The sequence below is a fragment of the Kribbella qitaiheensis genome (genome assembly GCF_014217565.1).
In the GTDB taxonomy this organism is placed as follows: Bacteria; Actinomycetota; Actinomycetes; order Propionibacteriales; family Kribbellaceae; genus Kribbella; species Kribbella qitaiheensis_A.
Window position 1 is genome coordinate 5,417,075 of sequence record NZ_CP043661.1, and the last position, 26,888, is coordinate 5,443,962.

Sequence of the window (26,888 nt, forward strand, 5' to 3'; positions counted from 1 at the left end):
ACAACGCTAGACGCGGGCCGGCAGAGTCGCTTCTCCGAAACTGCTCGATCCGGCAGCCGTCGGCCGCGTCCAGGCCCGTACGACGCAGTCCGGCGCCTGGAGCGGTCGGCTGGACCTGCGATACGTCGATGGGGACTGCCCGACCACCGCCTTGAACGTCCGGCTGAACGTCCCGGGGCTGGTGAACCCCACTGCGAAGCCGACCTCGGTGATGCTCTGCGTGGTGTTGCGCAGCAGCGCCATCGCCCGCTCGACGCGCCGGCGCTGGAGGTAGCGGTGCGGCGGCTCACCGAAGGTGGCCCTGAACTGCCGGATGAAGTGCGCCGGTGACATCAAAGCGATCCCGGCGAGCGCCGCAATTGCCAGCGGCTCGGGGAACTGCCGATCGATCGCGTCCCGGGCGCGGAGCAGGCGCCGGTTGGCATCCTCGGTCCCACTGAGCCTCATTTGTCGAGCATAGGACCCGGAGCTCGTGAAACGGTGGGGTCATGCCGCAACCGATTCTGTTGACCGAGCGTCTGCTGCTGGTTCCGTTGGCGGACTCGCATTTCGAGCTCGAGGTCGAGCTCGACTCCGACCCCGAGGTACTGCGGTATCTGGTCGGCCGGGCGCGGTCGAGGGACGAGGTGACCGAATCGCATCAGCGCCGGATGGCTACTTCGGCCAAGGTGGACGGGCTCGGCTACTGGATGGCGTTCGGAACCGATGGCGGCCAGCGCGGGTCGACAAGGCCGGCGACGGAGGACGAAGGCGAGTTCATCGGCCTGATGATGTTGCCGCCGGCCCACGGTCCGGACCAGCCGGACGACCCCACGGTCGCCGAGCTGGGCTACCGGCTCGTCACCAAGAGTTGGCGTCAAGGGTTGGCCAGCGAGGCCTCTCGCGTGTTGCTGCGGCACGCCTTCGAGACGGTCGGACAGGACCGGGTGATCGCGCAGACGATGGCCGTGAACGCCGGCTCGCGAGGCGTGATGGAAGCCGTCGGTCTGCAGTACGTGCGCACCTACTTCCCCACCTGGGACGACCCCCTCCCCGGATCCGACCAGGGTGAGGTCGAGTACGAAATCACCCGCAAGGTGTGGGCTGACCGGACTTAAGGGAGCGATCGGGGCAGCCCGAACCAGGGCAGGGCGCTGTTGTCGAAACGGGTGACGGCGCTCACCTGGTCACCAAACAGGGTGAGGACGAGGAGTCCTGTCCCGTGGCGGATCCCGTCGGCCGGAGTACGGAGGTAAGTGCCGAAGGCAGGCTGACCGTTTGCCCGTGTCGCCACCAGGTCGTACCGGCGATCCGGTCGGATGACGGCGGCGTAGAAGCCCGCAACGGCTTCGCGTCCGTGGTACTCGAGGGGGACAGGTGGCATCGAGACGCGGACGTCCTCAGTGAGCAACGCGACCAGTGCCTCGACATCGCTGGCCTGGTACGCGCGGACGAACTTCTCCACGAGCGCCTGCTCGGCAGGTGAGTCGGGAGCGGGAGCGGAGTCTTTCGGCGGCAGGTCGCGCTGCAGGCCGGTGCGAGCCCGTTTGAGTGCACTGTTCACCGACTCGACGGACGAGTCGAGCATGTCCGCAACCTCGCTCGCGCGGTACCCGAGCACCTCGCGCAGGATGAGCACGGCCCGCTGACGAGCAGGTAGCACCTGCAGTGCGGTCACGAAGGCCAGCGAGATGGCTTCCCGCTGCTCGTAACGTGCCTCTGGGTCGTGTGCGCCGTCCAGGAGGACGTCGGGATAGGGCTCGAGCCAGACGATTTCACCGAGCCGCGACGGCTCAGGTGGCTGCAGGGCCGGCGCGTCCCACTCTTTGGCCTGGCGTCGCTTGGTCGAGCGGAGCGCGTTGAGGCATCGATTGGTGGCGATCCGGTACAGCCAAGTGCGGATCGAGGCGCGCCCCTCGAAACCTTCGAGGCCTTGCCAAGCGGCCAGCAGGGCGTCCTGGAGCGCATCCTCGGCGTCCTGGAAGGAGCCGAGCATCCGGTAGCAGTGCACCTGGAGCTCGCGCCGGTACGGCTCGGTCAGCTCCCGGAACGCGCTGCCGTCCCCACTCCGCGCCTTGGTCATCAGGTCGGTCGTCACCACTCCACCTTCACGTCGCCGGTCCCTCTCCAGTATCGACACCGGCCGGACCAAGAACTGGGCGGCCGGTCCGCGCCCAGTTTCCGGCGGTCGCGCGGTCTACCTCTTCGACAGGTCGCAATCACTCTGCAGGAGTACGAATGACAATCGCAGGCAGCACAGTTCTGGTCACCGGCGCCAACCGCGGTATCGGACGGGCATTGGTCGAGGAAGCTTTGAGGAGAGGCGCGAAACGGGTGTACGCCGGTACGCGGCGACCGCTGGTCCATCCCGATCAGCGCGTCACACCGCTGACCCTGGACGTGACGGATGCGGAGCAGATTCGGGCGGCGGCCGAGGCGGTCGAGTCGCTCGACATCCTCGTCAACAACGCCGGAGTGGGCCTGTACGCCGAACTCGGCGACCGGGCCGCCTTGGAGCAGCACCTCGCCGTCAACCTCTTCGGCAGCTACGACACCACCCAGGCGTTCCTGCCGCTGCTGACCCGTTCGCGGGGAGCCATCGTCAACGTGCTGTCGCTGGCAGCCCTTGCTCCGGTGCCGTTCGACCCGACGTACGGGATCTCTAAGGCCGCCGCGTTCTCCCTTACCCAATCGCTGCGGGTGGCCCTGGCCGGGCAGGGCGTGTCCGTGTACGCCGCCCTACCCGGCCCGGTCGACACCGACATGGGCCCGCAGGGCGACATCCCGAAGGCCGCACCGGAGGCCGTCGCGCGAGCCATCTTCGACGGGGTGGACAAGGGGGACGAGGAGATCTTCCCCGACCCGCTCTCGGCGGCCATGGCAGAGGGCTGGCCCAACAGCACGTCCAAGCTGCTCGAACGCCAGATGGCAGCCTTCGTCCAAGCAGTCCCGGCCACCTCATGAGCGAGGAAACGCACCCGTGAGCTGTCAGCGTGCGGCGCCCGCGCGGCGCTTGTTGTAGACGTCGAAGGCGACGGCCAGCAGGAGGACCAGGCCCTTGACCACGGCCTGGATGGACTGGTCGACACCCATCAACTGCATGCCGTTGCTCATGACGGCCATGATCAGTCCGCCGACCATCGCGCCGACGACAGTGCCGACACCGCCCGTGACCGCGGCCCCACCGATGAAGGCGGCAGCGATCGCGTCGAGCTCGAACATGTTGCCGGCGGCCGGCTGGGCACCGTTCGAGCGCGACGAGTAGATCACTCCCGCGACCCCGGACAGCATGCCCATGTTGACGAAGATCCAGAAGGTGACCTTCTTGACGCTGACACCGGACAGTTCCGCGGCCGGGAGGTTACCTCCGATCGCGTACACCTGGCGCCCGAAGACGCTCCGGTTCATCATCACGCCGTACACGAGGATGAGGACGGCCAGCACGATCAGCACGATCGGGAGCCCGCGCGCGTGGGCGAGCTGCCAGCCGAACGCCATCACCACGGCACCCACGCCGACCACCCGCGCGACGAACAGCGGGAACGACTCGACCGGCTGCTGGTAGCGGATCCGGGCGAGCCTCGTCCGGAACCCGCTGACCGCATAGCCGGCCACCGCGAGGGCGGCGATGACGAGGGTGAACGTGTCGTAGCCGTAGCCGCCGAGCAGCCCGTTGAGGAAGCCGTTCGCCATCCGCTGGTACTCGGGCGGGAAGGGCGACAGCGAGATGTTGTCCAGGACCTGCAACGTCAGACCGCGGAAGAGCAGCATGCCCGCGAGCGTCACGATGAAGGCCGGGATCCCGACGTACGCGACCCAGAAGCCCTGCCACACGCCGACGACGAGCCCGACGCCGATCGCGGCCAGCACACCGACCGTCCAGGGCAGGCCCTGCTGAATGACCAGTACGGCGGACGTCGCGCCCGTGAGCGCCACGACCGACCCGACCGACAAGTCGATGTGACCGCTGACGATCACGATCACCATCCCGATCGCGAGGACCAGGATGTAGGAGTACTGGAGCAGGACGTTGGTGATGTTGCCAGGGCTCAGCGACACCCCGTCGGTCAGGATGCCGAACAGAGCGATGATGGCCACGAACGCCACATAGATGCCACTCTGGCGGAGGTTGCGGGCGAGCAGCTCCCGGACGTCACTGGTGCCGGTGTGCAACGCGTCGGGAGGTGTACTCGGCGGCTTGTCGGCGGCCTGTCCCGGGGGCCGGGTTACGCTGCTGGTCATCGGTCGAGTTCCCTCTCCTTGGTCATGAGCTCCATCAGGTTCTCCTGGGTGGCCAGCCGGCCGGCCAGTTCGCCGGTGATCCGGCCGCCCGACAGTGCGTAGATGCGGTCACAGAGACCGAGTAGCTCCGGCAGCTCGGACGAGATGACGATGACGGCTTTGCCGTTCGCCACCAGCCGGTTGATGATCGTGTAGATCTCGTACTTCGCGCCGACGTCGATGCCGCGGGTCGGTTCGTCGAGGATGAGGATGTCCGGGTCGGCGAAGATCCACTTCGACAGCACGACCTTCTGCTGGTTGCCGCCGGACAGTTTGCCCACGACCGAGGTGACGGCGGGCGCCTTGATGTTCAGGCTTCGCCGGCTCTCCTCGGCGACCTTGGTCTCCTCCTCGGCATTCACCCAGCCGTAGCGGGAGAGCTTGCGGAGACCGGCCGCGGAGACGTTGCGGCGGATGTCCTCGATCAGATTCAGCCCGTACTTCTTGCGGTCCTCGGTGGCGTAGGCGAGGCCGTTGGCGATCGCCTCCGACACGGTCCGGGCCCGGATCTCCTTGCCCCGCTTGAAGATCCGGCCGGAGATGTTGCGGCCGTACGAGCGGCCGAAGACGCTCATCGCGAGCTCCGTCCGGCCGGCGCCCATCAGCCCGGCGATGCCGACCACCTCACCGGCCCGGACGGACAGGGAGGCGCTGTCCACCGCTTTGCGGTCCTGGGTCGGATGCCAGACCGTCCAGTCCTCGATGCGCAGCACCTCCTCGCCCGGCGACGACGTCCGCTCGGGGAAGCGGCTGTCGAGGTCGCGGCCGACCATGCCGCGGATGATCCGTTCCTGGGTCACCCCGTCCGCGCGCATGTCCAGCGTCTCCACCGTCCGGCCGTCCCGGATGACGGTCGTCGAGTCGGCGACGCTGGTGATCTCGTTGAGCTTGTGCGAGATGATGATCGAGGTGATCCCGCGCTCCTTGAGCCGGCGGAGCAGCTCGAGCAGGTGCTCGGAGTCGGTGTCGTTCAGAGCCGCGGTCGGCTCGTCCAGGATCAGCAGCCGGACATCCTTCGACAACGCCTTCGCGATCTCGACCAGCTGCTGCTTCCCGACCCCGAGCTGCCCGACGGGCGTGACCGGGTTCTCCCGCAGGCCGACGGACGCCAGCAGTTGGCCGGCCTCGGCATTCGTCCGGTTCCAGTCGATCAGCCCGCCGCGCCCCCGCCGTTCGTTGCCGAGGAAGATGTTCTCGGCGATCGACAGGTACGGGACGAGCGCAAGCTCCTGGTGGATGATCACGATCCCGACGCGCTCGCTGTCGCGGATGCCCGCGAAGTGGCACGGGGTGGCGTCGAAGAGGATCTCACCGGTGTAGCTGCCGGCCGGATACACACCCGACAGCACCTTCATCAGCGTCGACTTGCCCGCTCCGTTCTCACCGCAGATCGCGTGGATCTCGCCACGCCGTACCGCGAGTGAGACGTCCTGCAGCGCCTTGACCCCGGGGAAGGTCTTGGTGATGGAACGCATCGTCAGGATCTGATCGTCCATGGGTTCGTCGTCCTAGTCGTTGTCCTGGTCGTCGTACGGCGGGATCAGCCGGCCTGGCCGGAAGCGACCTCTTGCACGGTGTAATAGCCGGAGTCGATCAGCAGCGACTTGATGTCATCCTTGTAGACCGTCTTCACCGGCAGCAGGTACGAGGGGACGACCTTGACGCCGTTGTCGTAGGTCTTGGTGTCGTTGGCCTGCGGAGTGGTGTGCTTCAGGAAGGCCTCGGCGGCGATCACGGCCTGGTCGGCCAGCAGCCGGGTGTCCTTGAAGACCGTCGACGACTGCACGCCCTGGTTGATCAGCTTCACCGACGCGATCTCCGCGTCCTGTCCGGTCACCACCGGCCGCGCGATGCCCTTGGCTCCGTAGCCGGCGTTCTGGACCGCGGTGATGATGCCGCGGGAGATGCCGTCGTACGGCGAGAGAACGCCGTTGACCTTGGTGCCGTCGCTGTACGCCTTGGTGAGCAGGTCCTCCATCCGCTTCTGCGCCGTCTCCTGGGCCCACCGCAGCGTGGCGGTCTGCTCGATCGCGGTCTGCTTCGACTTCACCACCAGTTGCTTGGCGTCCAGGTACGGCTTGAGCGTGTCCATCGCACCGTTGAAGAAGTAGCGCGCGTTGTTGTCGTCGAGCGACCCGGCGAAGAGCTCGATGTTGAACGGGCCCTTCGCGGTGCCCTTCGAGCCGTCCTTGGTCATCAGGCCGAGGCCGGTCAGCAACGCCTTCCCCTGGGCGACACCGACCGCGTAGTTGTCGAAGGTGTCGTAGAAGTCGACGTTCTTGCTGCCACGGATGAGGCGGTCGTAGGCGATGACCGGGATCTTCGCGTCCGCGGCGGCCTGGAGTTGGCTGCTCAGGGCGGTGCCGTCGATCGCGGCGATGATGAGCACGTCGGCGCCCCGGGTGATCATCTGGTCGACCTGCTGGGACTGGGTCGGGATGTCGTCGCCGGCGTACTGCAGGTCGACCTTGTAGCCCTTGCCCTCCAGCTTCTCCTTGACCGCCTTGCCGTCGGCGATCCAGCGTTCCGACGTCTGGGTCGGCATCGCCACGCCGATGGTCAGGTCCGCGGGGGCGGCCTCCTTGGTGGTGGTGGCGTCGCCGCCGCCGGCACCACTTCCTCCGCAGGCTCCCAAGCCGAGCGCCAGGGTGGCGCTCAGTGCGATGAAGCCAAGCTTGATCCTCACGATGGTTGTCCTCCTCAGGGACGATGCCGCCGGCCTGGGCAGAACGACGCCGGGGCGGATGACGCTCAATGTGATCGCTAACATTGCGCTGTGTCAAGTCCTGGCGCACGGCGGCGGAGGGGGCTAGCGGATGCCTTCGGAGCGGAGGGTGGTGGCGAACTGCTGGACGTGGGTGCGGGTGATCGCGGCTACTCGCGCGACCTCCTTGTCGGTGCGGCGGGCGATCGGCGTCGAGCAGCTTTCCGGTCGCTCCCGTGACCGCTGAGCTGTTCGGCGAAGGTTCCTAGTTCTGCGAGCACCTCGGTCTCCACGTCTGCCAGGGAGCGTGTCTCGCCGTCGGCGATCCATTGCAAGAAGGCCACCGTGAAGACCGTGGTGCCTGACTCGGCGGCAAGAGTGGCATGGGGCTCGGGCACGCCGCGGGCACGCAGTGCCTTGGTGAACGCTGCGGTCAGCCTTGCCATCTTCAGGAGCTCGCGCTCTTGGAGTGGCGGGTTCGCCACGATGACCTCTTGGCGCTGGCGGGACCACTGACGGCGTTCAGCCGGGAAGAACTCGGCTGACGCGGCGAGGGCCGCGGCGACCAGTTCGACCGGCGAGGCGTCCTGCGGAGCCGCGGTCACGCTGTCCACGAAGGCCTGCTGAAGCGTGTCCTGGCCGTCGAACAGCACCTCCCGCTTGTCGGCGAAGTGGCGGAAGTACGTGCGTTCGGTCAGCCCGACGCTGCGGGCGATCTCCCCGACGGTGGTCTGCTCGAAACCCTGCTTCAGGTAGAGCTCCAACGCCGCCTGTCGTAGCCGGTCCTGAGCTCCGGGCTCCCATCGCACCATGACCGACAGCCTACGTGATGACAGTGACTGACATAAGGGTGTATAAATTGATGTCAGTCACTGTCATCATCTGAGGGAGAGCTGCTCATGCGTGTTTTCATCACCGGAGCGTCCGGTTGGATCGGGTCCGCAACTGTCGACGAGTTGCTCGCCGGCGGTCATGAGGTGGTCGGTCTCGCCCGCTCGGAGGCGTCTGCTGCGGCGCTGGAGGCCAAAGGCGCTCAGGTACGCCGAGGCGACCTGGACGATCTGGAGAGCATCCGGACCGGCGCGGCCGAGGCCGACGCGGTCATCCACCTTGCGAACAAGCACGACTGGAGCAATCAAGCCGCCACGAACAAGGCCGAGCGAGCGGCTGTGGAGGCGATCGGAGAGGCTATGGCCGGATCGAATCGCCCATTCCTGCTGGCCTCAGGAGTCGGCACCGCGCCGGGACGCGCCTACACCGAGAACGACCCTTCCCCGAACCACGGTCCCGACTCGCCCCGCGGTGGTAGCGAGAACCTCGCACTGGAGTACGTCGACCGCGGGGTGCACACGATCTGCTTGCGCTTCTCGCCGAGCGTGCACGGCGCGGGGGACCCAGGCCTGATCAGGCTGCTCGTCGGGACCGCTCGCGAGAAGGGTGTCTCCGGCTACGTGGACGACGGGGCGTCCCGCTGGCCCGCGGTGCATCGCTCGGATGCCGCGCGGTTGGTCGGCCTCGGACTCCAGAAGGCGTCCGCGGGCGCGATTCTGCACGCGGTCGGCGAGGAAGGCATCGCCAGTCGCGAGATCGCCGAGGCGATCGGCCGCGGACTCGGCGTACCGGCTGTGTCCATCGCCAGAGAGGATGCCGTGGCGCACTTCGGCTGGCTCGGCGGCTTCTTCGGCATGGACGTCCCCACCTCCAGCACACTTACCCGGCAACTCCTCGGCTGGACCCCGACCGGCCCGACTCTGCTCGAGGATCTGGCCACCGATTCGTACTTCCGCTGACCGGATCCGGGGCGCTTTCCGCACTAGAATTTCGGCAGGCGCCGCCGATCGGGGAGTAGAAGTGTCTACCGCTACCGCTGCTTTGTTCACCCTGCCGCTCGGCGACGACGCTGCCCTCGTACTGCGAACGGCCGCGATCGCGGACGCCCACTTCGCGCTGGTCGAAGCCAACTACCGGCGGCTCGCGCAGTGGTTCCCGGATGCGTTCCAGGAGCCGCCCGTACTGGAAGTCACCCGGGCGAATCTGGCGGAGGGCGGCCAGGGCTGGCTGGACGGATCCCTGCTGCCGCTGTCCATCGCGCTGAAGGAAGGCGATGGCTGGCGCTTGGTGGGCTGGGCCCAACTGATCATCAACAAAGCCATGCGATCCGGCGAGGTCGGGTACTGGCTCGACGCCGACTTCGTCGGACGGGGTCTGGTCACCCGGACCGTCACCGCCATCCTCGACCACGCCTTCGGCCAACTGGGCCTGGAGCGCATCGGATTGACGGCAACGGCAGACAACCTCCGCAGCCGGAGCGTCGCCGAACGACTCGGCTTCACCCTCGAGGGCGTAGTACGCGAAGCGGCGGCCTTTCCCACCGAACGCCGAGACGTTGCCCTCTACGGACTGCTCGCCCGCGAGTGGCGAAAGTCAGTCGAACAAACGCGGTAGTGGTTGCGGTGTCCGCGCCGGCACGCACAGGTGCCGGCGCGGAAGGTCACAACAGCGTCAGGCGCGGTACGCCGTCCACATGCTGCTGATCCGGGTGCTCTGTCCCGGGGTGAACTGGGTGTAGCAGGAGTCGTAGGAGTAATCCATGTAGTTGTGGATCGGGTCGAGCCCTGGCAGGGAACAGGAATCGCGGCCTTCGGGGCAGCCGTTGGTGGAGCTGCTCTGCGCAGGGGTGTCGGACACCTCGTCGTTCGTGGCCGTGCAACCGCCCTGGAAGGTGTGGTAGAGCCCGAACCAGTGGCCGGCCTCGTGGGTCGCGGTCTCACCCTGGTCGTAGTTCGTGGCCGATCCACCCGGCAGCGAGGTGTACTGCACGCGGATGCCGTCGATGCCCGGGTTCCTCGCGTAGTCCCACGGGAACGTCGCGATGCCGAGGTAGGCGAAGTCGACCAGCCAGATGTTCAGGGCGTTCTTGCCGCCCTTGCGGGTCTGCTTGCGGTAGGTGCTGCTCTGCTTGTCCTGGTGCCAGTTGGTGTTGTTGTAGCGGGTGGTGCCGGCGAGATAGAAGGTGAAGCCGGTGTTCGCGGCCGCGGATGACTCCTGGCCTCCGAAGGTCTTGTTCAGCACCGCGATCTGCTGGGTGATCTGCGTGTCGGTGACATCGCCGTTGCCGGCCGCGTCGCGCATCACGTTGATGTAGACGGGCACACTCGCGGCGGCGAGCGCACCCTTCGGTACGGCGATCCCGCGGGCCGCCTTGGCCTTCAGCAGTTGAGCGGTCCGAGCTTCGATGGACTGCTGCTCGGCGACGGTGATGTCGCGGGTGTCGGCACCGTGACCGCCCTTGGCGGCGGCACTGGCCGGCGGGACGAAACAGTCGTTCGACGGGTCGGCCGGCCGGTTCGCGGTGGCCTGGCCACCCAGCGGGCTGAGGGTGAGTGCGGCGCCGGTCAGCATGACGGCAAGCATCCGGGGTCGGGTGATGAGAGATCGCATGGCTGCGCTCCTCCAGATCGGGCCGCTGGGCGGGCGGCCGGTTGCCGGAATATTGCGGCCTCGGAAAGGGATCGCAAAGCGATCGGCCCCGAATTCCGCGGAATTCAGGGAAATCCTTCGGGCTGGGCGATTCAGGCGGATCGTGACCGGCTGTAGTCTCGCCGCTACTCTGCCGGCTGATCAGGCAATTCGCTGGGCTATGACAACCGCATTGCTGAGGTAGACCTTGCCGTTCCAGTCTTCGCAGGTGATCAGCACCAGCCGGCCCGGCACGGATTGATCGAAGACCTGTGCGGCGCTCTTCGCGAGCGTCTGTTTGCGATAGGTCGTGACGGCGGTGACGCGGTATGCCAGTTGCCCTCTGGAAGTGGTGACGCCGACGGTGTCGCCCGGCAGGAGTTGGCCCAGGTTGTCGAACGCGCCACCGCCGGTGTGCACGGTGTGGCCGGTGATGATGGCCGAGCCCAGCCGAGCGCCTGGCTGGGCGCCGCCGGACCACCAGCCCAGCTTCTGCGGGTTCGAGGGTGGGGTCAGGGATCCTTCGTCGATGGAGATTTCCACCACCGGGGCAGAGACCTCCAGCCGGGGGATGGAGATCCGGAGGGGCCTGCCTGGTCGGGCGGCCGGCTTGCGGGTCGGCGCTGTCGTAGTACGGGCGGGTGTTTTCGCGGCGGAAGGACTCTTTACCGACGGCGTCGAGATGGCCGCCTGATCAGGCGCGGCGGCTCCTGCCCGGTCACCGAACTGCAGGTAGCCGCCGACCAGGGCCAGGCCGATCCCGGCGAGAGCGATCGACCCGCCCCACCGGAGTGGGGCAGGTCGACCGCGGCGTCGGGCGGTGGTCACGTCAGCTACTGTGCCTGCCCCGCCGCCTGAGCGTTACAGCGGCACCCGCTGCCAGCATCAACCCGCCGGCCACCAGCAGGCCTGCGCCGAGGGTACTGAGCGGACCGCTGCGGCCTCCGCCACCTGGACTCCCACCGAGGCCCGCATCGACAGCCGTCGGTACGCCGGTGGACGGCGAGCGGGGGTTCGTCACGACCGGTGAACTGGTGATTCCGGTCGGTGACGTGGCCGGAGAGCTCGGCACGTGGGTCGGCGGCGTCGAGGGCGGAGTGGTGGGAGGGGTGGTGGGTGGGGTGGTGGGCGGTGTCGTCGGCGGTGTCGTGGGCGGGGTGGTCGGCGGCGTCGTCGGAGGTGTCGTGGGCGGCGTGCAGCCCGCGACCCAGAAGACCTTGTGCTTGGTGTCCGCGCCGATCGAGCCCTGGGCATGCACGGTGATCTTCACGTGGTAGCCCTGCTGCGGATGTGGTTCGCCCGTGAACGAAAGGGTGTAGGTCACCTTGGCGTCCAGGTCGTTACCGCCACCGGCCGGATCGCCGCCGATAAAGGGCGTCAGGTCGCCGGACTCGACTTTCAGGCCACCGTCCGCGGTCGGCGCCTGGTCCTCGAAGAGCACGGTCGCGTGGAGATCGCCCTCGTCGTAGTTGTAGAACTCGACCACAAAGGTGCAGCCCTGGTGCGGATTGTTGTCCGGCGGGCCACTCTGGATGTCGGTGCCTTCGATCTTGATCGTGCCGTTGTTCCCTGGCGGATCAGCCGCCGGAACCGCGGCGACAACGGCCTGGCCGGCCGACGCGGCTGAAGCGGCCGGAGCCGCGGCCAGGGCGACCGCTCCGGACAACAGCGACAATGCTCCGGCGGCGGCGACTATCCCGCCCGCTCGAGAACCACTACCTGACAACGACATCACGATCAGCCCCCGGATTCAGGAAAAAAGATCTCATTTGTAGTATGCGAGATCCGTTGCCCTGGTCAACTATCTACGGTAACAATTAGCTACCTGATCGGCTGTTTCAGTTATCAGTAAGAAGATTCAACTAACTGGCCGGGCGGGAGATGCCCAGTCCGCCGCGGGCGTCGCGGCCGTACTTCGTCAGCTCGGCGGGCAGGTCGAGGGCGCCGCGTCCGTCGCGGTCCGCCTCGGTCAGCAGGTCGGCCGGAATGAGCCAGACGACCTCGAACTCCAGCCCGTCAGGATCCTTGGCATACAGCGATTTGGTGGTGCCGTGGTTCGTCGAACCGACGAGCGAGCCGGCGTCGGCCAGTTTCTTCGCCAGGTCTTCGAGATCGCCGAGAGTGTCCACTTCCCAAGCCAGGTGGTATAGACCAACAGAAGTCCGGCCTGCGCCGGACGGCCCGGCCTGCGACCCGAGTTCGAACAATCCGAGGTCGTGATCGTTCGTCGATCCAGGGGCCCGCAGGAATGCGGCCTTGGGGTGCGCGTCACCGCCCTCGGTGTAGCCGAAACCCAGTACGTCGCGGTAGAAACGGACGCTCGCGGCGACGTCGCGTACGTACAACACCGCATGATTCAAACGGAAAACGCCCATGACTCAGCTCCCTGATCGACTGCGATCCACAGTAGTTGAGGCCTCAATCGAACACCAGTCAGCCGCTTGCCGGATTCCGGTACCGGGGTGGCTGGTATGCGGCGTGTCGTGGGTGATGCATGCTTGGAGCAACATCTGTTCAAGTGGAGGGCGAAGGTTTTATGGCGCAACGCACCGAGGTATTTCTCACCGACGATCTGGACGGGAGCAATATCACCTCTGGTAAAGGTGGAACCCTGACTTTTGCGCTGGATGGTAAGAGCTATGAGATAGATCTCAATGCGAAGAACACCAACGCATTGAGGAAGGCTCTGTCGCCCTATATCGAGGCCGGCCGTCAGGTCCGGACTTCGCGGGGTGCACGGATCAAGCGCACCGCGGTGGGCGCAGATCCGCGAACCATCAAGGAATGGGCCCGCTCCAACGGCTATGAGGTCAACGATCGCGGCCGGATCCCGAGCGAGATCCGGGAAGCATTCGAAGCGGCCAACTGACGGCCGTCCGAGCAGGACCGCGCAGTACAAGGGCCGCGGCCGGGCTGACGTCGCCGCGGCGGTGCCAAGAGCAGGACTGGAGGGCGGCAGAGGTGATCGCCAACCAGAAGCACCGACCACGGCGACGTACGGGCGGGTACAGAGCTTCGCTCCCGGCGGTGAGGTCAAGACGATGTCGCCATGCTCCTGCGCGGCACCCTTCCAATGCTCAGCCAGGGCTTGCCAGCTTCACGTCGTTCGCCACCGCGACCGGCTTCCGCAGCTCCGCTGACAGAACAGCGCTGAGATCCGGCTCGGAGAATCCCGGCAGCGGGTACGGCGAAAGCCCGGATCCGAACGGCCCGGTCCGTACGTCGTTGACGCCTTCGGCCGCGCGCAGCGCTCCGGTGACACCGCAAACCACCTCGGTGATCTCGTCCGGCTCGACCTCAGCTTCGGCCCAGCAGGCGTGGGCCGTCTCGACCACCACCCGGATCCGGTCGGCGGCCGCCAGCGCGGGATCCAGCTCGACCCGGCGAGCGGCCAGGGTGTTGCCACGCAGATCGGTGACGACCGCCCTCGTCTTGTGCGCGCCGATGTCCAGGCCGCTCACATAGCCGGAGTCCCCGCGGAACTGGAAGTGTCTGGCCGGCCGGGATCTCGTCCTTGACTCATCCCGGGCAAGGTATCGCAGGCCGCGAAGACCTAGTCCGAGCGGTCGGCTGTAGGGTTCCTGGGTGACTTCAAGGCGGGAATCGGGCGGGGGCGAGGACCGGGCAGGGCTGTCGCCGCGGGACAAGTGGATCACGATCTTCGGCCGGAAACCGGTGCTCGAAGCGCTCAACGATCCCAACCTGTCGGTCGCGAAGGTGGTCGTCGCGGACAACGCCACCGGGCAGTCGCTGAACGAGATCCTGCGCGCGGCCGACCGGTCCGGTACGCCGGTCCAGCGGGCGACGCCGAGTCGCGTCCAGTGGCTGGCCGGGAACAGCAAGCACGACCAGGGCGTGGTCGCCGACATCAACGCGCCCCGGATGACCCCGCTGCAGAACTTCGTTCGCGACCGCGGCAACCGCCCGACCAAGGTCTTCCTGCTCGACGGTGTCACCAACCCCGGCAACGTCGGCATGATCCTGCGGACGGCCACCGGCGCCGGGTTCGACGGCGTGATCCTGCCCCGGGCCGGGACTCCGCACGTGGGTCCGTTGGTGATCAAGGCATCGGCGGGTATCGCCTTCCAGGCGCCGATCGTGAACGCCCCGACCGCCAAGGCCGCGGTCGACGAGCTTCGTGCGGCCGGCTACCGGATCTACGGCTTGTCGTCGCACTCGTCGCAGTCGCTGTTCAAGGCCTCGCTTGAGCCGCGTTCGGTCTTCGTCCTGGGCGGAGAGACCAACGGCATCTCGGTCAGCACCGACGAGGACCTGTTGATCCCGCTCTTCAATGGCGTCGAATCCCTCAACGTCGCGGTCGCCGCGGCAGTCGTCGCCTTCGAGGTAGCCAACCGCTGAGACCTTGACCGGCAGGAACCGGCGACGGACTGTGGTCGGAGGGCTGTCGACCAGGAGGTTCTGCCGTGACCAAGGTGCTGATTCTGACCGGGGACGCCGCCGAGACGCTGGAGGTGTTCTACCCCTACCAGCGGTTGCTGGAAGAGGGGTACGAGGTGCACCTCGCTGCTCCGGCCGCGAAGAAATTGCAGTTCGTAGTCCACGACTTCGTGGACGGATTCGACACTTATACCGAGAAGCTCGGGCACACCTGGCAGGCGGATCTGGCCTTCGCCGACGTGGATCCATCGCAGTACGCAGCGTTGGTGATTCCTGGCGGCCGCGCACCGGAGTACATCCGGAACGACGAGGACTGCCTGCGGATCGTGCGGCACTTCTACGACGAGGCGAAGCCGGTGGCGCAGCTTTGCCACGGACCACTGCTGCCGGCGGCCGCCGGAGTACTGAATGGTCGCAAGACCTCGGCGTATCCGGCCCTTGCACCCGACGTACGGGCAGCCGGTGGTGAGTGGATTGACGGTGACGCCGTGGTTGACGGCAATGTCGTCTCCGGACGTGCCTGGCCGGATCACCCGGGCTGGATGCGCGCGTTCATGGCTGTTTTGAAGGAGCATGCGCCGGCTTGATCCGTGCCGGGTCTTGGTAGTACGAGCTAGGTTTCGGCCATGCTGGGGCGGCTGGGGGTGCTGGGCCGGGTACAGCGGGTCAGGCCCGGCCGAACTTCCACCACTTCGGCTTGCCGGCCTTGAGCTCGTCGTCGGTGAGCGGCGGCGGGACCGGCGGCTTGGACTCCTCGGTGAGGAAGTTGCCCGACTCCGTGTCGTACGCCGTGACGCCGAGCCGGCTGCTGATCTCCATCACCACCGGGATCGAGCGCGGGCCGTCGTTGAGGTAGAAGGTGATGTCGCGGACCTCGACACCCTTGCCGATCGTCATCTCGACGTCGTACTCGTCGCTCTTCAGCAGCAGCCAGGACCGCTTGCTCGCATCCACCCCGGGCGCCACCTCCCGCACCACGGCCACGACCTCCTCCGCCGTACCGAGTCTGGGCGGTTCGTACCCATCGGGAATGTCCTCGAGCCGACGTACGCCGCCCGGGCCTCGCATCGCATAGATAGCCCAACTCATGGCCCCAGCATCCCACCCGTACCAACCACGGTCGGCCTCAGGCCGGTTTGCGGGCGGTGACCAGGGCGAAGGTGAGGTACTCGCCCTGGTCCTTCTCCAGCATCGTGACCGTCGGGTCCGGCTCGTCGCCGGCGACCGCGCGGGCCCAGATGAGCCAGTCGTACCAGCCGGATTCCTGGAGTCGCGCGGCCGTCACCTCGACGAGTTCGGTGATCTCCCACTGGAATTTCCACCAGTCGGCGGTGTGCCAGGCCAGCGCCTCCCAGCCGACGAGTTCCTTGATGTGCGCCGGGATGTAGCCGAGGTCGCGGACCTCCTTCCGCAGCGCGGGTGTCGCGATGCCGAGCCGGCCGCCCGGTTTGAGGAAGCTGGTGATGTAGGCGAGATAGCCGTCCGCGGTACCGAAGTACTCGTAGGCGTCGATGCAGACGATCGCGTCGAAGAAGCCGCGGGCGAAGGGAAGGGCGTGCGCCTCGGCCTTGATCGCGGTCACCTCATGGCCGGCGAAGTTCTCGGCCGCCTCGGTGGGGTCGATCCACAGGTCGGCGGCCCACACCTGTACGCCGTACTCCTTCGCCAGGAAGACGCTGGTCGCGCCCTTGCCGGAGCCGAGGTCGAGCACCCGCATCCCGGGGCGGAGGTCGAGGTCCTTGGCGAGGTCCTCGAGCAGCCAGAGCGGGTTCGGGCCCATGTCGCACTTCAGTAACCACGCGGCGTCGTACTGCGAAGCCCGCGGATACTCGTCGCGCCTGAAGTCGGTCACGCTGCCACCCAATCAAGCGGTGATGCCGCGGGCAACCGACTTATCGGGGTCGACAAGGGCGCAAGGGCCAGGCAGGGTTTGAGGATGCGGGTGAGGGTGATCGACGACGAGGGGCTGCGCCAGGTCGAGGAGTGGCTGGCCGGGGATCCCGTGGGGAGCGCCGTCTTCGGTGGCTTCTACGGGCGGGCCGTCGAGCGATGGACGCCGCTGTTGTCCGCGCCGGAGCGGCACGGCTGGATCACGTACGACGACAGCGGACCGATCGGTTTCATCGACCTGGAGATCCTCGATGCCGAGGCCGAGATCTCGTACTACGTGTGTCCGGCGCGCCGCCTCACCGGGCTCGGCCGGGCCACGGTGGATCAGGTCGTCCGCCTCGCCAGCGAGAACGGAGCCCGCTTCATCCACGCCGCGGTGGAGCCCACCAACCTGCCCAGCCTGGCCCTGCTCCGCGCTGCCGCCTTCACCGAAAGCGGCCCGAACGAGTACGGCGAAACCGAGTTCGAGATGAGCCTGCATGCCTGACTACGCCGGCGTGATCGCCTCCGGGACGACCGTCGGGCGCGTCCAGTAGCTGAGTGGTGCGGGTCAGGCGCGAACCCGCACCTTGTCCGGGGTGATGCGGATGACGGTGCGGATGGCCTCGGGTGGCAGCTCGAGGTAGCCCTGGCCCGCACCGGGCCCTTCGTACTTCTCGGCGAGTTGTACGGCGACCGCCCGCCCGACATCCTCCGTCACGGTCGCGGTGCCGCGGATCTCGACGTACCGAGCCGAATCGTCCTTGTCCAGCACGAGCAGGCTCGCTTGGGGATTGCGCCGCAGGTTGGTGTCCTTCCGCATGCCGGCCGTGGTCGAGATCACCACCTCGTCCCCGTCCCGCCCCACCCACACGACCGAGGTCTGCGGGCCGCCGTCCGGATTGATCGTTGCCAGCACCCCCGAGTTGAGTCCGTCCAGCAACTCCTGTGCAACCTCACTCAGTTCCATTCCACGATCCTATGCAACTAGTAGACGTTGTGGCCGCCGTCTATCAGGAGGATCGAACCGGTCGTGAAGGAGGAGGCGGGGCTGGCGAGGTAGACAACCGAGGGGGCTATTTCTTCGGGGGTGGCGTAGCGCTGGAGTGCGGCGTAGATCATGCCGCGCGACCGCGGTACTGCAGTTCCATAAGGCGGTCACGTTCAGATCCAGCACCTGCTGCCACTCCTCGTCCGGGACCTCGAGTGCCGGCCGGTGGATCGCGATCCCCGCGTTGTTCACCAGTACGTCGATGCCGCCGAACGCCGCCGTGACCTCATCGACCATCGCGCGATGACCTCCGCGCGGACGGTGATATCGGCCTGTACTGCGAGACCCCGGCGACCGCGAGCCTCGATCTCCCGCACCACTCGGTCGGTCAAAGCGAAGCTCTCCAGAACACTCATGTGACCCCTTTGCCTACACGCAGTAGGCAATCAGCTGACGGGAGATCGCGAAGCGATGTCAATAGCTGCAAATCAATTCGCCCGCGACCACACCCCGCAATATCATCTTCCGGCGGGTCGGCCGGGGGGATACGGCGCGTCCTGCCACCGGCGCTGTGTCCAACGCCGGACTGAGGACAACTGGGGAGACCACAAATGCCGGACGACGAATCGGCGCCGAAGCCTGGCCATTTTCTGCCCGGCGGTGCGGGGGCCGACGCCTCGGCGCCACGCAAACCCGCAGTACCGGGTGACAGCGCGCCACTCACCGCGCCGACCCCTCGGCTTGGGGGCGGCTCCGGCCCGGCCGGACCGCCCCAGCTCAGCGGTTCGCGGCTCGGGCCGCCGCCGCCCGGAGATCCGGCGGCTGCCGCTTTCAAGGCGCGCTACCAGCCTGAGCCGATCCCGTTCGTCGTGAAGAAGAAGTCGAAGGCGCTGATCGCCGCGATCGTGGCCGGTGTGGTCCTGGTCGCGGGTGGCGGAGTGGCCGGTGCCGCGAAGCTGCTCACGCAGTACGACGACTTCGTCGCGAACCCGATCGGGACGACCCCGTCGCTGCCCGGCAACACGCCGACGGAGACCAAGCCGACCGGTACGCCGGTCGCGGATCCCGTGGCGGAGAAGGAGAACAAGCTCTACGCGAACGGCAAACTGGCTTCGGTCCGCTGCAAGGAGCCCGCGTTCCGGCCGACCTCCAAGGAGAACGTCCGGTCGTACTACGAGGTGCTCATCAAGTGCATGAACACTTCTTGGCAGCCGGTGGTGGAGAAGGCCGGCTTCGAGTTCCACGAGCCGCAGCTGATCGTCTTCGACGAAGGCGAGGAGACGGCTTGCGGAGTACAGAAGAAGGTCTCCGCGTACTGCGATTCCGGCGACGGCAGCGTGGCGATGCCGTGGCAGGACCTGGTTGATCAATATGCGGACAACAAGGCGCTGGCCCGGATCGACGAGCACGACGCCCTCGGGTTCGCCTACGCGGTTCACATCCAGAAGCTGGTCGGGATCTTCGACGCGGCCGGCGATCTGAGCGACGCGGCGGCCAATGACGCGGCCCGGCTGGAGCACCAGCGCCGCCAGGCCCTGCAGGCGGGCTGCCTCGCGGCCGTGTTCCTGGGCGCCGAGAAGACTGCCTTCCCGGTTCAGGGTGAGCTGCTGAAAGAGTGGCAGTGGCGGTCCAAGAACCACGGCGATGACGGGACCAAGGGCTCGGTACGCGACCATGGGTCCCGCAAGAGCAACGAATTGTGGCGGACCCGTGGTTTCACCACCGCGGACCCGGGCGCCTGCAACACTTTCGTGGCAGCGGCGGCACAGGTCGGCTGAAGACTGAGGACTGGGGAGTATTGATGGCGGACGACGACTCGGCACCGAAGGTGCCGGAGCCGACCGCTCCCGCGCCCGGGCACTTCCTGCCCGGCGGCGCTGGTGAGGCGACGAACGACTCCGGTACCAGGCCCGCCCATCCTCCCCACCGTCCGCCGCTGGGCCTGGGCAAGGCCCGCCCGGTGCAGAACGAGGTGGACCCGGCTCTGAAGAAGGCGGTCCCGCCGCGCACTGAGTACAGCGGGACCCAGTACGGCGCTCCGCCACCGGCCCCGTTGCCGGGTGCGCCCGCAGTACCGCTGCACGGGACCCGCCAGCCCGGTGGTGCTCCCCGGGTCGGCTGGAACTCGCCGTCGACGCGGGCCGCTTCGCAGTTCGCGGCCGGGCACAACGAAGTGAAGCCGTCGCGGCGAATGTCGAAGCCGGCGATCGCGGGTCTTGGCGTGCTGCTGCTGGCGCTGCTCGCCGGGGGCGGCATCGCCAGCCTCAAGCTGGCGGATTCGTACGACAGCTCGGTGGAGAACCCGCTGTCCAAGCCGACGGTGCGGCAGTCCGACGAGCCGTTGCCCGCTCCGCCCCAGCCGACGGTCACCGTGACCGTCCAGCCGGTGCCGGACGCAGTACGGGTGAAGGAGAACAAGCTCTACACAGTCGGCAAGGTGCCGTCGGTCAACTGCACCGAGCCGACCATCAAGCCGAACAGCCAGTCCGCGATCCTGCGCTACTACCAGGCGCTGCTGCCCTGCTTGAACAACGCGTGGGCACCGCTGGTCCGGAAGGCCGGCTATCCGTTCCGGGCGCCGAAGCTGACGCTGCTGAGCAAGCAGACCTCGTCCGATTGCACTGGCGAGACGTCCACTGCCTACTACTGCGGCGCCGACGAGTCGATCAACATGGATTGGCAGCTGGATCTCAAGAACTACAAGGAGAACGCGCTGGCCGGCCGGACCTGGATGATGGACACGCTCGCGCACGAGTACGGGCACCACGTTCAGTTCCTCACCAACATCTCGATCTCCTCGGCGTCCCGCGAGGGCTGGGCGAAAACGCCGGCCGCGAAGCAGGAGGAAAGCCGCCGCCTGGAGCTCCAGGCGACCTGCCTGGGCGCCGCGTTCCTCGGCGCGAACAAGCAGTCACTCGATTTCGCCGGCGCGAAGCTGGACATGTGGGAGTTCCAGACCCAGCACAGCGGCGACGAGTACAACCCCAAGAAGATCCGCGACCACGGCTCCCGCAAGAACCAGTGGTCCTGGGCCGGCCCCGCCTTCAAATCCACCAACCCAGCCTCCTGCAACACCTACACAGCCCCCGCCGCCCGAGTCTCGTGATCCCAAGACCGGCCCACCTGCTCGCCGTACTCGCACTGCTCGCAGCCGGAGCCGGAATAGCACTGCAAGGCGATCCGAAACCTGCGACGGCCGAGATCGCAGCGCCTCTGCCCACTGCTGCCCAGTCTCCCGTGCAAGTCAGCCACAGCCCGGCACCCCGCAGTACGACGCCCTCGGTGGAGTTTCGGGACCGGCTGTACGCGGGCGGCAAGGTGGCGGCGGTCAGTTGCCCGCTGCCGTCCGGAGCCCTGGACACCAAAGCCGCATTGCTCGCCTACGGCCGGGGCATGATCGCTTGCCTGCGAAGGGGCTGGCACCCGCCCGTCAGCCGGGCGGGTTGGCTTCTTGGGGCCGGCACCCCTTGTCCCTTTCGAGAAAGGGATGCCGACGCCGTGCGGCGAGCCGGAGGGCGACTACGGAGCCTTCTACTGCGGAACGAACCAGACCATCTACTTCCTCTGGAAGGAGTATCTGGAGCAGGAGTTCGAAGCCCGGGTCGACGCGCAGATTGGCGATGATCGAAGTCATGGGCCGGCTCGCCGAACTCGAGTACGCCCTGGAAACCGGCGACGACCCCGACGAACCACACGACCACGGCTCGGACAAGAGCAACAAGCTGTGGACGCGGGCAGCCTTCCGGTCCGGGAGTCCCGGCTCGTGCAACACCTGGAAGGCGCCCGCGGGCCGGGTGTCCTAAAGGGTGAGTTTGAAGCCCTCGTGGCTGTTGGTGAAGCCTAGGCGGGTGGTGTAAAAGCGGTGGGCGTCGGTGCGGGTCTTGTCCGAGGTGAGCTGGATCATCGCGCAGCCACGGGCGCGGGCCTCGGCGATCGACCATTCCATCAAGGTGGTGCCCAGGCCCGTACTGCGGGCTGACGCCGCGACCCGGACCGCCTCGACCAGGGCGCGGGTCGAGCCCTGCCGGGACAGGCCGGGGATGAACGTCAACTGGAGCGTGCCGATCACCTCACCGTTGCGATCGGCAACGACCAGGAACTGGTTCGGATCAGCGTCGATGGCTGCGAAGGCCCGCTGGTACGGCGTGAGGTCGGCGGGCGACTCCCTGATCGCCCCGAGCGGGTCGTCGGCGAGCATCGCGACGATCGCGGGGACGTCGTCGGAGGTGGCGCGGCGGATCACGACATCGGTCATGGAGTCATGATCTCAAGCCGGGTCGGGGCGCCGTAGTACGGGTTGACTGGTCACTCTAATTGCCTTAAGCAATCACATTGCGTTACTTCAGAGGGTTTGTGGGCCGTTCACGCGGGAACGGGAGGGAGCAGACACCACTGCAATCCGCCCGTAGCCGGAGTCGCGCGGGCGGTTGCGTGGCGGCGGACGCGGGCCAATCCGGAGAGGAAGGCCGATGTCCGCACTGGCAATCGACTTCACCCAACCTTTCGAAGATGCCTTCAGCAAGCTTCTCGGGTTCATCCCGAACCTGCTCGGTGGCCTCGTCATCCTGGTGATCGGCTACATCGTCGCCAAGATGCTCGGGAAGCTGGTCGGCAAACTGCTCGGCCGGGTCGGTTTCGACCAATGGATGGAACGGGCCGGCGTGTCCGGCGTCCTGCAGCGGTCCGGCACGGGGCTGACCGCTTCGGCGATGCTCGGTCAGGTCGTGTTCTGGTTCGTGTTCCTGATCAGCTTCACGATGTTCGCCTCCGCGCTCGGCGTACCGGAGATCTCGAACTTCATGAGCGACATGCTGGCCTACATCCCGCGGATCTTCGCCGCGATCGTGATCGTCTGCCTGGCCGCGCTGTTCGCGAACTTCCTGGCCGCGATCATCCGTGGCGCGACGGGTAACGAGACGCTGGCCAAGGTCGGCAAGTACGCGATCCTCGTGTACGCGGCGTTCGCGGCGCTGACCCAGCTTGGTATCGCGGTCCAGCTGACCGGCAACACGCTGTTGATCGTGCTCGGTGGTGCGGCTCTGGCGGTCGGCCTTGCTTTCGGCCTCGGGGGTCGCGAGATGGCCAGTCAGGCGCTGCAGACGCTGTTCGAGCGTGGTTCCGCGATGAAGGCGAGCAATGCGGGTTCGAACGGGACCGCTGCCAATGGGACCGCTTCTGGTGGGACGGCCGACCAGGGCTATGTCCCGAACCATGGCGGCTACGACCCCAACCAGCGCCAGGGTGGTTACGACCAGGGTTACGGGACCGACCAGGGGACCGCGGAAGCGCCGTACCCGGCTGCGCACGGTTCGCAGCAGGCCGGTGGCTGGTCCAACGGGGACGGCACGGCCGGTGGCAACGGCAACTGGACCGGTGGCGAGAACCGCTAGACCCCTCGGGCCGGAACGGGCCACCTCCCACTTCCCGGCCTGAGGCAAACGGCGGGCTCGATCGGATCGGATCGAGCCCGCCGTTCTCGCAGTGGAGCCTTGCGGCTGCTCCTACCGCGGTGCTTCCTCGTACTGCGGCGGTAGAGCCGTCAGCTCTCGGTCGCGTCGGGCCTCGTGCTGCGGCGGTAGGGCCGTCAGCGCTCGGTCGCGTCGGGCCTCGTGCTGCGGCGGTAGAGCCGTCAGCTGTCGGTCGCGTCGGGGCCTGCGCGGCGTACGTCGTCGACCTTGGCCATTGCGTCGCGGAGCTCGCCCAGCCAGCTTTCGCTGTGCTGCGCGACCAGCTTGACGCACCAGCCGAGCGCGTCGCTGCGGGAGCGCGCCACCCCGGCATCGACCAGCGTGTCCAGCACCTGCCGCTCGGGCTGCCGCAACCGCGTCATCACCGGCGCGGACAGGGACGTGAAAACCGTCCGCGTCTCGCCGGCCTGGACGCCCCAGGCGACCTTCTTGCGGGTCGCGTGCTCGAGTTCGCGGGCGATCTCGATCCGCTTCTCCCGGGTGTCCTCCCGGTACTGCTTGATCCGGCCCTCCTCGGCGGCGGAACGCTCGGCCGCGCTGACCTCGCCGTCCTGCTGCGGAGCCGGAATCCTGCCGACCACGAGGATCTCGTCGCGGTCGATGCTCACCTCTGGTTCGCCTTCGAACCAGTCCGAGGGGAGTCGGCCGGTCAGCCAACCCCTCACTCGCTCACCTTCTTGCTGTGTACTCATGTAATCATGATTACATCCCAGTCAAGCCCAGAGGTTGCGCCCCGTCTGGAGGGCTGGTCCAGACCAGAAACCTTTGGGACTCTGATCGCCACATTAAGGTGACCATCGACGTCTTTGAATCCCAGGCCGGTCGCGCCGCCGACTGGAGCGCCGCGCGGAGGCCTTCGAAGGCCAGGAAGGTACGTCGGCCGCCTGGACCATCACCGAGTACGCCGTCTGCGCCACCGCTTGACCCTTGGAAACGTGAAGGCCTCGCAAGCTCATACCTTGCGAGGCCGCACTTTTTCTACCAGTCCCACCAGCACCCCCAGGTGACCAACACGCCAACCCTGTCCGACGCTCACGCCGCCTTCTCCCACAGGCTCACTCCCACCTCCAGGTAAAGTTGCGGCCGGTGCGAGCGTTCTGGTGCTCCTCACCTGCCGCGTTCTTCCCGCGGTCCCGTGCATCCGCCGAGCGCAATGACGCGCCGCTTTGTTCTTTGTCTAGGGACCTTATGGCTTGGTTGGTTTCACCGCGTCGGTGTGCTGAGCTCGCTGACGCCTGAGTCAGCCACGCCCAAGTCCTCATCGCCCGGTGACAGCGACATCACCTCGGTCCGGGCCGCGCTGCGCTCACCGCGCCGCCTGCGGACCGAAGTACTGGCCGGTCTCGTGTCGGACTCGCCCCGATCCCGGAGGCGATCAGCTTCTCGATCATCGCCGGGGTCGACCCCGCGGGTCGGTCTGTTCGCGTCGTTCACCAGGGCGGTCTCGATCTCGTTCCTCGGCGGCCGTCCCGCGATGATCTCCGCGGCCACCGGCGCGGTGGCGCACGTGATCGCACCGGTGATGCGCAACCACGGCTTCGACTACTTCGTCGCGACGGTCATTCTGGCCGCCCTCCTGCAGGTGATCCTCGGCGTACTCGGGGTCGCCAAGCTGATGGGCCCACTTCACCTCCGTCCGCGAAGTAGGGCACCCCGACCCCGACGCCAAGGTCTACCCCGTCACCGGCGAACACTTCTTTGCCTCTAGCAACGACCTGGTCTACCAGTTCGACTACCGCAACGACCCCACCACCATCATCATCGACCTGACCGACTCCCACATCTGGGACGCCTCCACCGTCGCAACCCTGGACGCCATCACCACCAAATACCACCGCTACGGCAAAACGGTCGACCTCGTCGGCCTGAACCCCTCCAGCGCCCAACGCCACAACCGCCTGGCCGGCAACCTCAACCCCACCCCCTAACCCCACGCCACGCACTGCCCGGATACCACGTTTCGAACGTGTAGGCGCTTCCCGACCACCTTCTGAGCCAACCAGAATCCCCGATCAGTCCGCTCAGGAAAACGCCTGCGAGTCCAGCAACGGTCAAAGGCCGCGCGCGCGTGGTGCGACTGGGAGGACACGCACGTCGCGACGCACGCGGATACAAACCAGACGGCCTCGGCACCGCAAGCATGTCCGACCTCGTCATCATCGCCCTCAACCGCTTGCCCGCGCTGCTGCCGCCCACCAAACAGCAACGCCAACACCTGCAATGCCGCGAGGTCGGTGGTGCCCAGTTCGGTCGGTTCCGGACTCGACGTACATCTCGGCAACGTCGCGCACCTTCGCGTAGAACTGCGTCCGGTCACCTGGCCGCGCGCCAGCCGCCAGTCGTCGGCCGTCCCCGAACCGCGAACCGCGAACCGCGAACCGCGAACCGCGAACCGCGAACCGCGAACCGCGAACCGCGAACCCCGAACCGCGACCCCCGAACCGCGAACCCCGAACCGCGAACCCCGAACCCCGAACCCCGAACCCCGAACCGCGAAACCTCGAGCCCCCCGTGTGGTCGGGCAGAACTTCGCGAGCGAGCGGCACCGACCTCTAGGTAGCGACCAGAACCAAGCAGGCCATCCTCTCCGCCAGTCGGGATAGCGGGAGAGCCCTGTGGTTGAGGTCGGGTGAGGTGGGTGCGGTTTAGAAGGGTGGGGGGCTGTCGTCGGTGGGTGACGGGGTGGTTACGGGGCCCGGGCGTGGTGGGACGGTGGTGTAGCGGTGGCCGGTGGGGGTGGTGAGAGTGGTGGATCCGTCCGGGTTGTTAGCGGCGTTCCATCCCCAGGCGGGGGTGTCTTTGATGACGTGGTGGAACTCGCAGTACGAGCGCAGGTCGGTCAGGTTGGTGGTGCCGGTCTGGGCGAAGGGGGTGCCGTGGTCGCGGTCGCATTCGCGAGCTGGACGGCTGCAGTTGATCCAGTCACAGACCGAATGGGCGGCCAGGAGTGTCTCGGAGACAAGGCTGCCGGGGTCGTGGCGGTTGGTGGAGGCTTGTAGTACCGCGCCGTTGGTGGGGTCGGTGAGGAGGCGTCGCCAAGTGCCGTCGGTGGAGATACGTCGTGCCATCTCGGCGGGGATCGGCCCGTATCCGGTGAGTTGGCAGGGCTCGTCGTCGAGTCCGAGCAGGGTGCCGACCGGAATGAGGACCTCGATGTGGGGTCGCCGCCGGTGCTGGTCCGGGAGACGCCTGCCGAGCCAGTCGAGTCCGTTCCAGAGCATGATCTCGAACAGTTCCGCAGCCATATCCGCCCGCCGCTGCCCAGCCGTACGCCCCTCATCAACAGCGGGGCGGCCCTGTCCGACATCTGGACGACCAACGCCGGTCACGTCCGCAGAATCAGCACCCGCCCACGGTCCTCCCTCCAGTACAGAACCCTCCAGCGCAAACCGGTCCGGCGCGGAGTTGTCCAGTGCGGGGTTGTCCAGTGTGGGGTTGTCCAGTGTGGGGTTGTCCAGTGTGGGGTTGTCCAGTGCAGGGCTGCCCTGCGCGGAGCCGTCCAGTGCAAGGCTCTCCAGCGCAGAGTCCTCCGTCGCAGGGCAGCGCTGTGCAGAATTCGCCGGAGCAGGGGCGTCCGGGGCGGAGTTCTCCTGGGACGAGTTCTCCGGTGCGGGGTTCTTCTGGGCAGAGTCCTCTTGAGGAGGGCTGGCCGGCGGCTTGACGGTGGCGGCACCGCTGCCGTTCAGACCGATCTCGTTCGAGAAGTCCGCTGCGCCTACCTTGGAGCCGACCATTGATT

The 26,888-nt window shown here is 67.2% G+C and carries 33 protein-coding genes and 1 pseudogene; 14 read left to right on the plus strand and 20 right to left on the minus strand.

Annotation, left to right across the window (positions count from 1 at the left end):
- Positions 1–6: 6 nt before the first annotated feature.
- Positions 7–447 (minus strand): helix-turn-helix domain-containing protein, encoded by a 441-nt coding sequence (locus F1D05_RS25750; protein WP_185443073.1) that lies wholly within the window; start codon positions 445–447, stop codon positions 7–9.
- A 41-nt stretch (positions 448–488) separates the two neighbouring features.
- Here F1D05_RS25750 and F1D05_RS25755 point away from each other — a divergent pair, with 41 nt between their 5' ends.
- Entirely contained in the window at positions 489–1,097 is a 609-nt protein-coding gene (locus F1D05_RS25755; protein WP_185443074.1) for a GNAT family N-acetyltransferase, read from the plus strand.
- On the opposite strand, the gene F1D05_RS25760 is transcribed toward F1D05_RS25755, so the two are convergent.
- Positions 1,094–2,077, minus strand: a complete 984-nt coding sequence (locus tag F1D05_RS25760; RefSeq protein WP_246485967.1) for a sigma-70 family RNA polymerase sigma factor — start codon at positions 2,075–2,077, stop codon at positions 1,094–1,096. The two genes, F1D05_RS25755 and F1D05_RS25760, sit on opposite strands and share 4 nt — an antisense overlap.
- Positions 2,078–2,217: 140 nt before the next feature.
- Here F1D05_RS25760 and F1D05_RS25765 point away from each other — a divergent pair, with 140 nt between their 5' ends.
- Positions 2,218–2,943: an SDR family NAD(P)-dependent oxidoreductase gene (locus F1D05_RS25765; RefSeq protein WP_185443076.1), complete on the plus strand. Its 726-nt coding sequence runs from the start codon at positions 2,218–2,220 to the stop codon at positions 2,941–2,943.
- A gap of 24 nt (positions 2,944–2,967) precedes the next feature.
- Here the strand turns inward: F1D05_RS25765 and mmsB are convergent, their stop codons facing one another.
- The 4 genes from mmsB to F1D05_RS25785 form a co-directional block, all read right to left on the minus strand.
- Entirely contained in the window at positions 2,968–4,221 is a 1,254-nt protein-coding gene (mmsB, locus tag F1D05_RS25770) for a multiple monosaccharide ABC transporter permease (protein ID WP_185443077.1), read from the minus strand.
- On the minus strand, positions 4,218–5,756 hold the full coding sequence (mmsA, locus tag F1D05_RS25775; RefSeq protein ID WP_185443078.1) for a multiple monosaccharide ABC transporter ATP-binding protein: 1,539 nt from the start codon (positions 5,754–5,756) through the stop codon (positions 4,218–4,220). Before mmsA ends, mmsB begins: the two co-directional genes overlap by 4 nt.
- Positions 5,757–5,800: 44 nt before the next feature.
- Complete coding sequence (chvE, locus tag F1D05_RS25780) at positions 5,801–6,946, minus strand: multiple monosaccharide ABC transporter substrate-binding protein (RefSeq protein WP_246485968.1); 1,146 nt, start codon at positions 6,944–6,946, stop codon at positions 5,801–5,803.
- Positions 6,947–7,134: 188 nt separating this feature from the next.
- Positions 7,135–7,776, minus strand: coding sequence for a TetR/AcrR family transcriptional regulator (locus tag F1D05_RS25785; RefSeq protein WP_185443080.1), 642 nt, complete (start codon positions 7,774–7,776; stop codon positions 7,135–7,137).
- A gap of 87 nt (positions 7,777–7,863) precedes the next feature.
- On the opposite strand from F1D05_RS25785, the gene F1D05_RS25790 reads away from it, so the two are divergent.
- Positions 7,864–8,754: an SDR family oxidoreductase gene (locus F1D05_RS25790; protein ID WP_185443081.1), complete on the plus strand. Its 891-nt coding sequence runs from the start codon at positions 7,864–7,866 to the stop codon at positions 8,752–8,754.
- Positions 8,755–8,815: 61 nt separating this feature from the next.
- Positions 8,816–9,409 carry a GNAT family N-acetyltransferase gene (locus F1D05_RS25795; RefSeq protein ID WP_185443082.1) on the plus strand — a complete coding sequence of 198 codons (594 nt, stop codon included), beginning with the start codon at positions 8,816–8,818 and terminating at the stop codon, positions 9,407–9,409.
- A gap of 57 nt (positions 9,410–9,466) precedes the next feature.
- Here F1D05_RS25795 and F1D05_RS25800 read toward each other — a convergent pair whose 3' ends face one another.
- The 4 genes from F1D05_RS25800 to F1D05_RS25815 form a co-directional block, all read right to left on the minus strand.
- Positions 9,467–10,405, minus strand: coding sequence for a zinc metalloprotease (locus F1D05_RS25800; protein WP_185443083.1), 939 nt, complete (start codon positions 10,403–10,405; stop codon positions 9,467–9,469).
- Positions 10,406–10,585: 180 nt separating this feature from the next.
- On the minus strand, positions 10,586–11,251 hold the full coding sequence (locus F1D05_RS40850; protein ID WP_246485969.1) for a class F sortase: 666 nt from the start codon (positions 11,249–11,251) through the stop codon (positions 10,586–10,588).
- A 1-nt stretch (position 11,252) separates the two neighbouring features.
- Positions 11,253–12,155 carry a hypothetical protein gene (locus tag F1D05_RS25810; protein WP_185443084.1) on the minus strand — a complete coding sequence of 301 codons (903 nt, stop codon included), beginning with the start codon at positions 12,153–12,155 and terminating at the stop codon, positions 11,253–11,255.
- 130 nt (positions 12,156–12,285) lie between these two features.
- The gene (locus F1D05_RS25815; RefSeq protein ID WP_185443085.1) at positions 12,286–12,798 is read right to left on the minus strand and encodes a VOC family protein; all 513 of its coding nucleotides are present in this window, start codon (positions 12,796–12,798) and stop codon (positions 12,286–12,288) included.
- 143 nt (positions 12,799–12,941) lie between these two features.
- On the opposite strand from F1D05_RS25815, the gene F1D05_RS25820 reads away from it, so the two are divergent.
- Entirely contained in the window at positions 12,942–13,292 is a 351-nt protein-coding gene (locus F1D05_RS25820) for a histone-like nucleoid-structuring protein Lsr2 (protein WP_246485971.1), read from the plus strand.
- A 208-nt stretch (positions 13,293–13,500) separates the two neighbouring features.
- Here F1D05_RS25820 and F1D05_RS25825 read toward each other — a convergent pair whose 3' ends face one another.
- Positions 13,501–13,884 carry an ROK family protein gene (locus F1D05_RS25825; RefSeq protein WP_185443086.1) on the minus strand — a complete coding sequence of 128 codons (384 nt, stop codon included), beginning with the start codon at positions 13,882–13,884 and terminating at the stop codon, positions 13,501–13,503.
- A 124-nt stretch (positions 13,885–14,008) separates the two neighbouring features.
- On the opposite strand from F1D05_RS25825, the gene F1D05_RS25830 reads away from it, so the two are divergent.
- Both F1D05_RS25830 and F1D05_RS25835 read left to right on the plus strand, forming a co-directional pair.
- Positions 14,009–14,782, plus strand: coding sequence for a TrmH family RNA methyltransferase (locus tag F1D05_RS25830; RefSeq protein WP_185443087.1), 774 nt, complete (start codon positions 14,009–14,011; stop codon positions 14,780–14,782).
- A gap of 65 nt (positions 14,783–14,847) precedes the next feature.
- On the plus strand, positions 14,848–15,408 hold the full coding sequence (locus tag F1D05_RS25835) for a DJ-1/PfpI family protein (RefSeq protein ID WP_185443088.1): 561 nt from the start codon (positions 14,848–14,850) through the stop codon (positions 15,406–15,408).
- 79 nt (positions 15,409–15,487) lie between these two features.
- Here F1D05_RS25835 and F1D05_RS25840 read toward each other — a convergent pair whose 3' ends face one another.
- Both F1D05_RS25840 and F1D05_RS25845 read right to left on the minus strand, forming a co-directional pair.
- Positions 15,488–15,910 (minus strand): hypothetical protein, encoded by a 423-nt coding sequence (locus F1D05_RS25840; RefSeq protein WP_185443089.1) that lies wholly within the window; start codon positions 15,908–15,910, stop codon positions 15,488–15,490.
- 37 nt (positions 15,911–15,947) lie between these two features.
- Complete coding sequence (locus F1D05_RS25845) at positions 15,948–16,673, minus strand: SAM-dependent methyltransferase (RefSeq protein WP_206685830.1); 726 nt, start codon at positions 16,671–16,673, stop codon at positions 15,948–15,950.
- A gap of 84 nt (positions 16,674–16,757) precedes the next feature.
- Between F1D05_RS25845 and F1D05_RS25850 the strand changes: the two genes are divergently transcribed.
- On the plus strand, positions 16,758–17,198 hold the full coding sequence (locus tag F1D05_RS25850; RefSeq protein WP_246485972.1) for a GNAT family N-acetyltransferase: 441 nt from the start codon (positions 16,758–16,760) through the stop codon (positions 17,196–17,198).
- 63 nt (positions 17,199–17,261) lie between these two features.
- Here the strand turns inward: F1D05_RS25850 and F1D05_RS25855 are convergent, their stop codons facing one another.
- The 4 genes and pseudogenes from F1D05_RS25855 to F1D05_RS25865 form a co-directional block, all read right to left on the minus strand.
- On the minus strand, positions 17,262–17,660 hold the full coding sequence (locus tag F1D05_RS25855; RefSeq protein WP_185443090.1) for a PPOX class F420-dependent oxidoreductase: 399 nt from the start codon (positions 17,658–17,660) through the stop codon (positions 17,262–17,264).
- Between the two features lie 17 nt (positions 17,661–17,677).
- Positions 17,678–17,812 (minus strand): SDR family oxidoreductase, encoded by a 135-nt coding sequence (locus tag F1D05_RS38520; RefSeq protein ID WP_195826155.1) that lies wholly within the window; start codon positions 17,810–17,812, stop codon positions 17,678–17,680.
- A 58-nt stretch (positions 17,813–17,870) separates the two neighbouring features.
- Positions 17,871–17,978: pseudogene (locus F1D05_RS40855) on the minus strand (SDR family NAD(P)-dependent oxidoreductase); the annotation flags it as partial.
- The gene (locus tag F1D05_RS25865) at positions 17,930–18,097 is read right to left on the minus strand and encodes a hypothetical protein (RefSeq protein WP_185443091.1); all 168 of its coding nucleotides are present in this window, start codon (positions 18,095–18,097) and stop codon (positions 17,930–17,932) included. The pseudogene F1D05_RS40855 and the gene F1D05_RS25865, both read right to left, overlap by 49 nt.
- Before the next feature lie 195 nt (positions 18,098–18,292).
- Between F1D05_RS25865 and F1D05_RS25870 the strand changes: the two genes are divergently transcribed.
- From F1D05_RS25870 to F1D05_RS25880, 3 genes are all read left to right on the plus strand, one after another.
- Positions 18,293–19,459 carry a neutral zinc metallopeptidase gene (locus F1D05_RS25870; protein WP_185443092.1) on the plus strand — a complete coding sequence of 389 codons (1,167 nt, stop codon included), beginning with the start codon at positions 18,293–18,295 and terminating at the stop codon, positions 19,457–19,459.
- Positions 19,460–19,482: 23 nt separating this feature from the next.
- Positions 19,483–20,787 (plus strand): neutral zinc metallopeptidase, encoded by a 1,305-nt coding sequence (locus tag F1D05_RS25875; RefSeq protein WP_185443093.1) that lies wholly within the window; start codon positions 19,483–19,485, stop codon positions 20,785–20,787.
- Positions 20,788–21,301: 514 nt separating this feature from the next.
- Positions 21,302–21,484: a hypothetical protein gene (locus F1D05_RS25880; RefSeq protein WP_185443094.1), complete on the plus strand. Its 183-nt coding sequence runs from the start codon at positions 21,302–21,304 to the stop codon at positions 21,482–21,484.
- On the opposite strand, the gene F1D05_RS25885 is transcribed toward F1D05_RS25880, so the two are convergent.
- Entirely contained in the window at positions 21,481–21,936 is a 456-nt protein-coding gene (locus F1D05_RS25885) for a GNAT family N-acetyltransferase (protein ID WP_185443095.1), read from the minus strand. The genes F1D05_RS25880 and F1D05_RS25885 overlap by 4 nt on opposite strands.
- A gap of 214 nt (positions 21,937–22,150) precedes the next feature.
- On the opposite strand from F1D05_RS25885, the gene F1D05_RS25890 reads away from it, so the two are divergent.
- Positions 22,151–23,071 carry a mechanosensitive ion channel family protein gene (locus tag F1D05_RS25890; RefSeq protein ID WP_185443096.1) on the plus strand — a complete coding sequence of 307 codons (921 nt, stop codon included), beginning with the start codon at positions 22,151–22,153 and terminating at the stop codon, positions 23,069–23,071.
- 239 nt (positions 23,072–23,310) lie between these two features.
- Here F1D05_RS25890 and F1D05_RS25895 read toward each other — a convergent pair whose 3' ends face one another.
- Positions 23,311–23,841 (minus strand): hypothetical protein, encoded by a 531-nt coding sequence (locus F1D05_RS25895; protein ID WP_185443097.1) that lies wholly within the window; start codon positions 23,839–23,841, stop codon positions 23,311–23,313.
- A 524-nt stretch (positions 23,842–24,365) separates the two neighbouring features.
- Between F1D05_RS25895 and F1D05_RS39420 the strand changes: the two genes are divergently transcribed.
- Together F1D05_RS39420 and F1D05_RS39425 are read left to right on the plus strand one after the other, a co-directional pair.
- On the plus strand, positions 24,366–24,857 hold the full coding sequence (locus F1D05_RS39420; protein ID WP_219732964.1) for a hypothetical protein: 492 nt from the start codon (positions 24,366–24,368) through the stop codon (positions 24,855–24,857).
- A 7-nt stretch (positions 24,858–24,864) separates the two neighbouring features.
- The gene (locus F1D05_RS39425; RefSeq protein WP_246486903.1) at positions 24,865–25,077 is read left to right on the plus strand and encodes an STAS domain-containing protein; all 213 of its coding nucleotides are present in this window, start codon (positions 24,865–24,867) and stop codon (positions 25,075–25,077) included.
- Between the two features lie 717 nt (positions 25,078–25,794).
- On the opposite strand, the gene F1D05_RS25905 is transcribed toward F1D05_RS39425, so the two are convergent.
- Positions 25,795–26,883 (minus strand): hypothetical protein, encoded by a 1,089-nt coding sequence (locus tag F1D05_RS25905; RefSeq protein WP_185443098.1) that lies wholly within the window; start codon positions 26,881–26,883, stop codon positions 25,795–25,797.
- Positions 26,884–26,888: the final 5 nt, after the last annotated feature.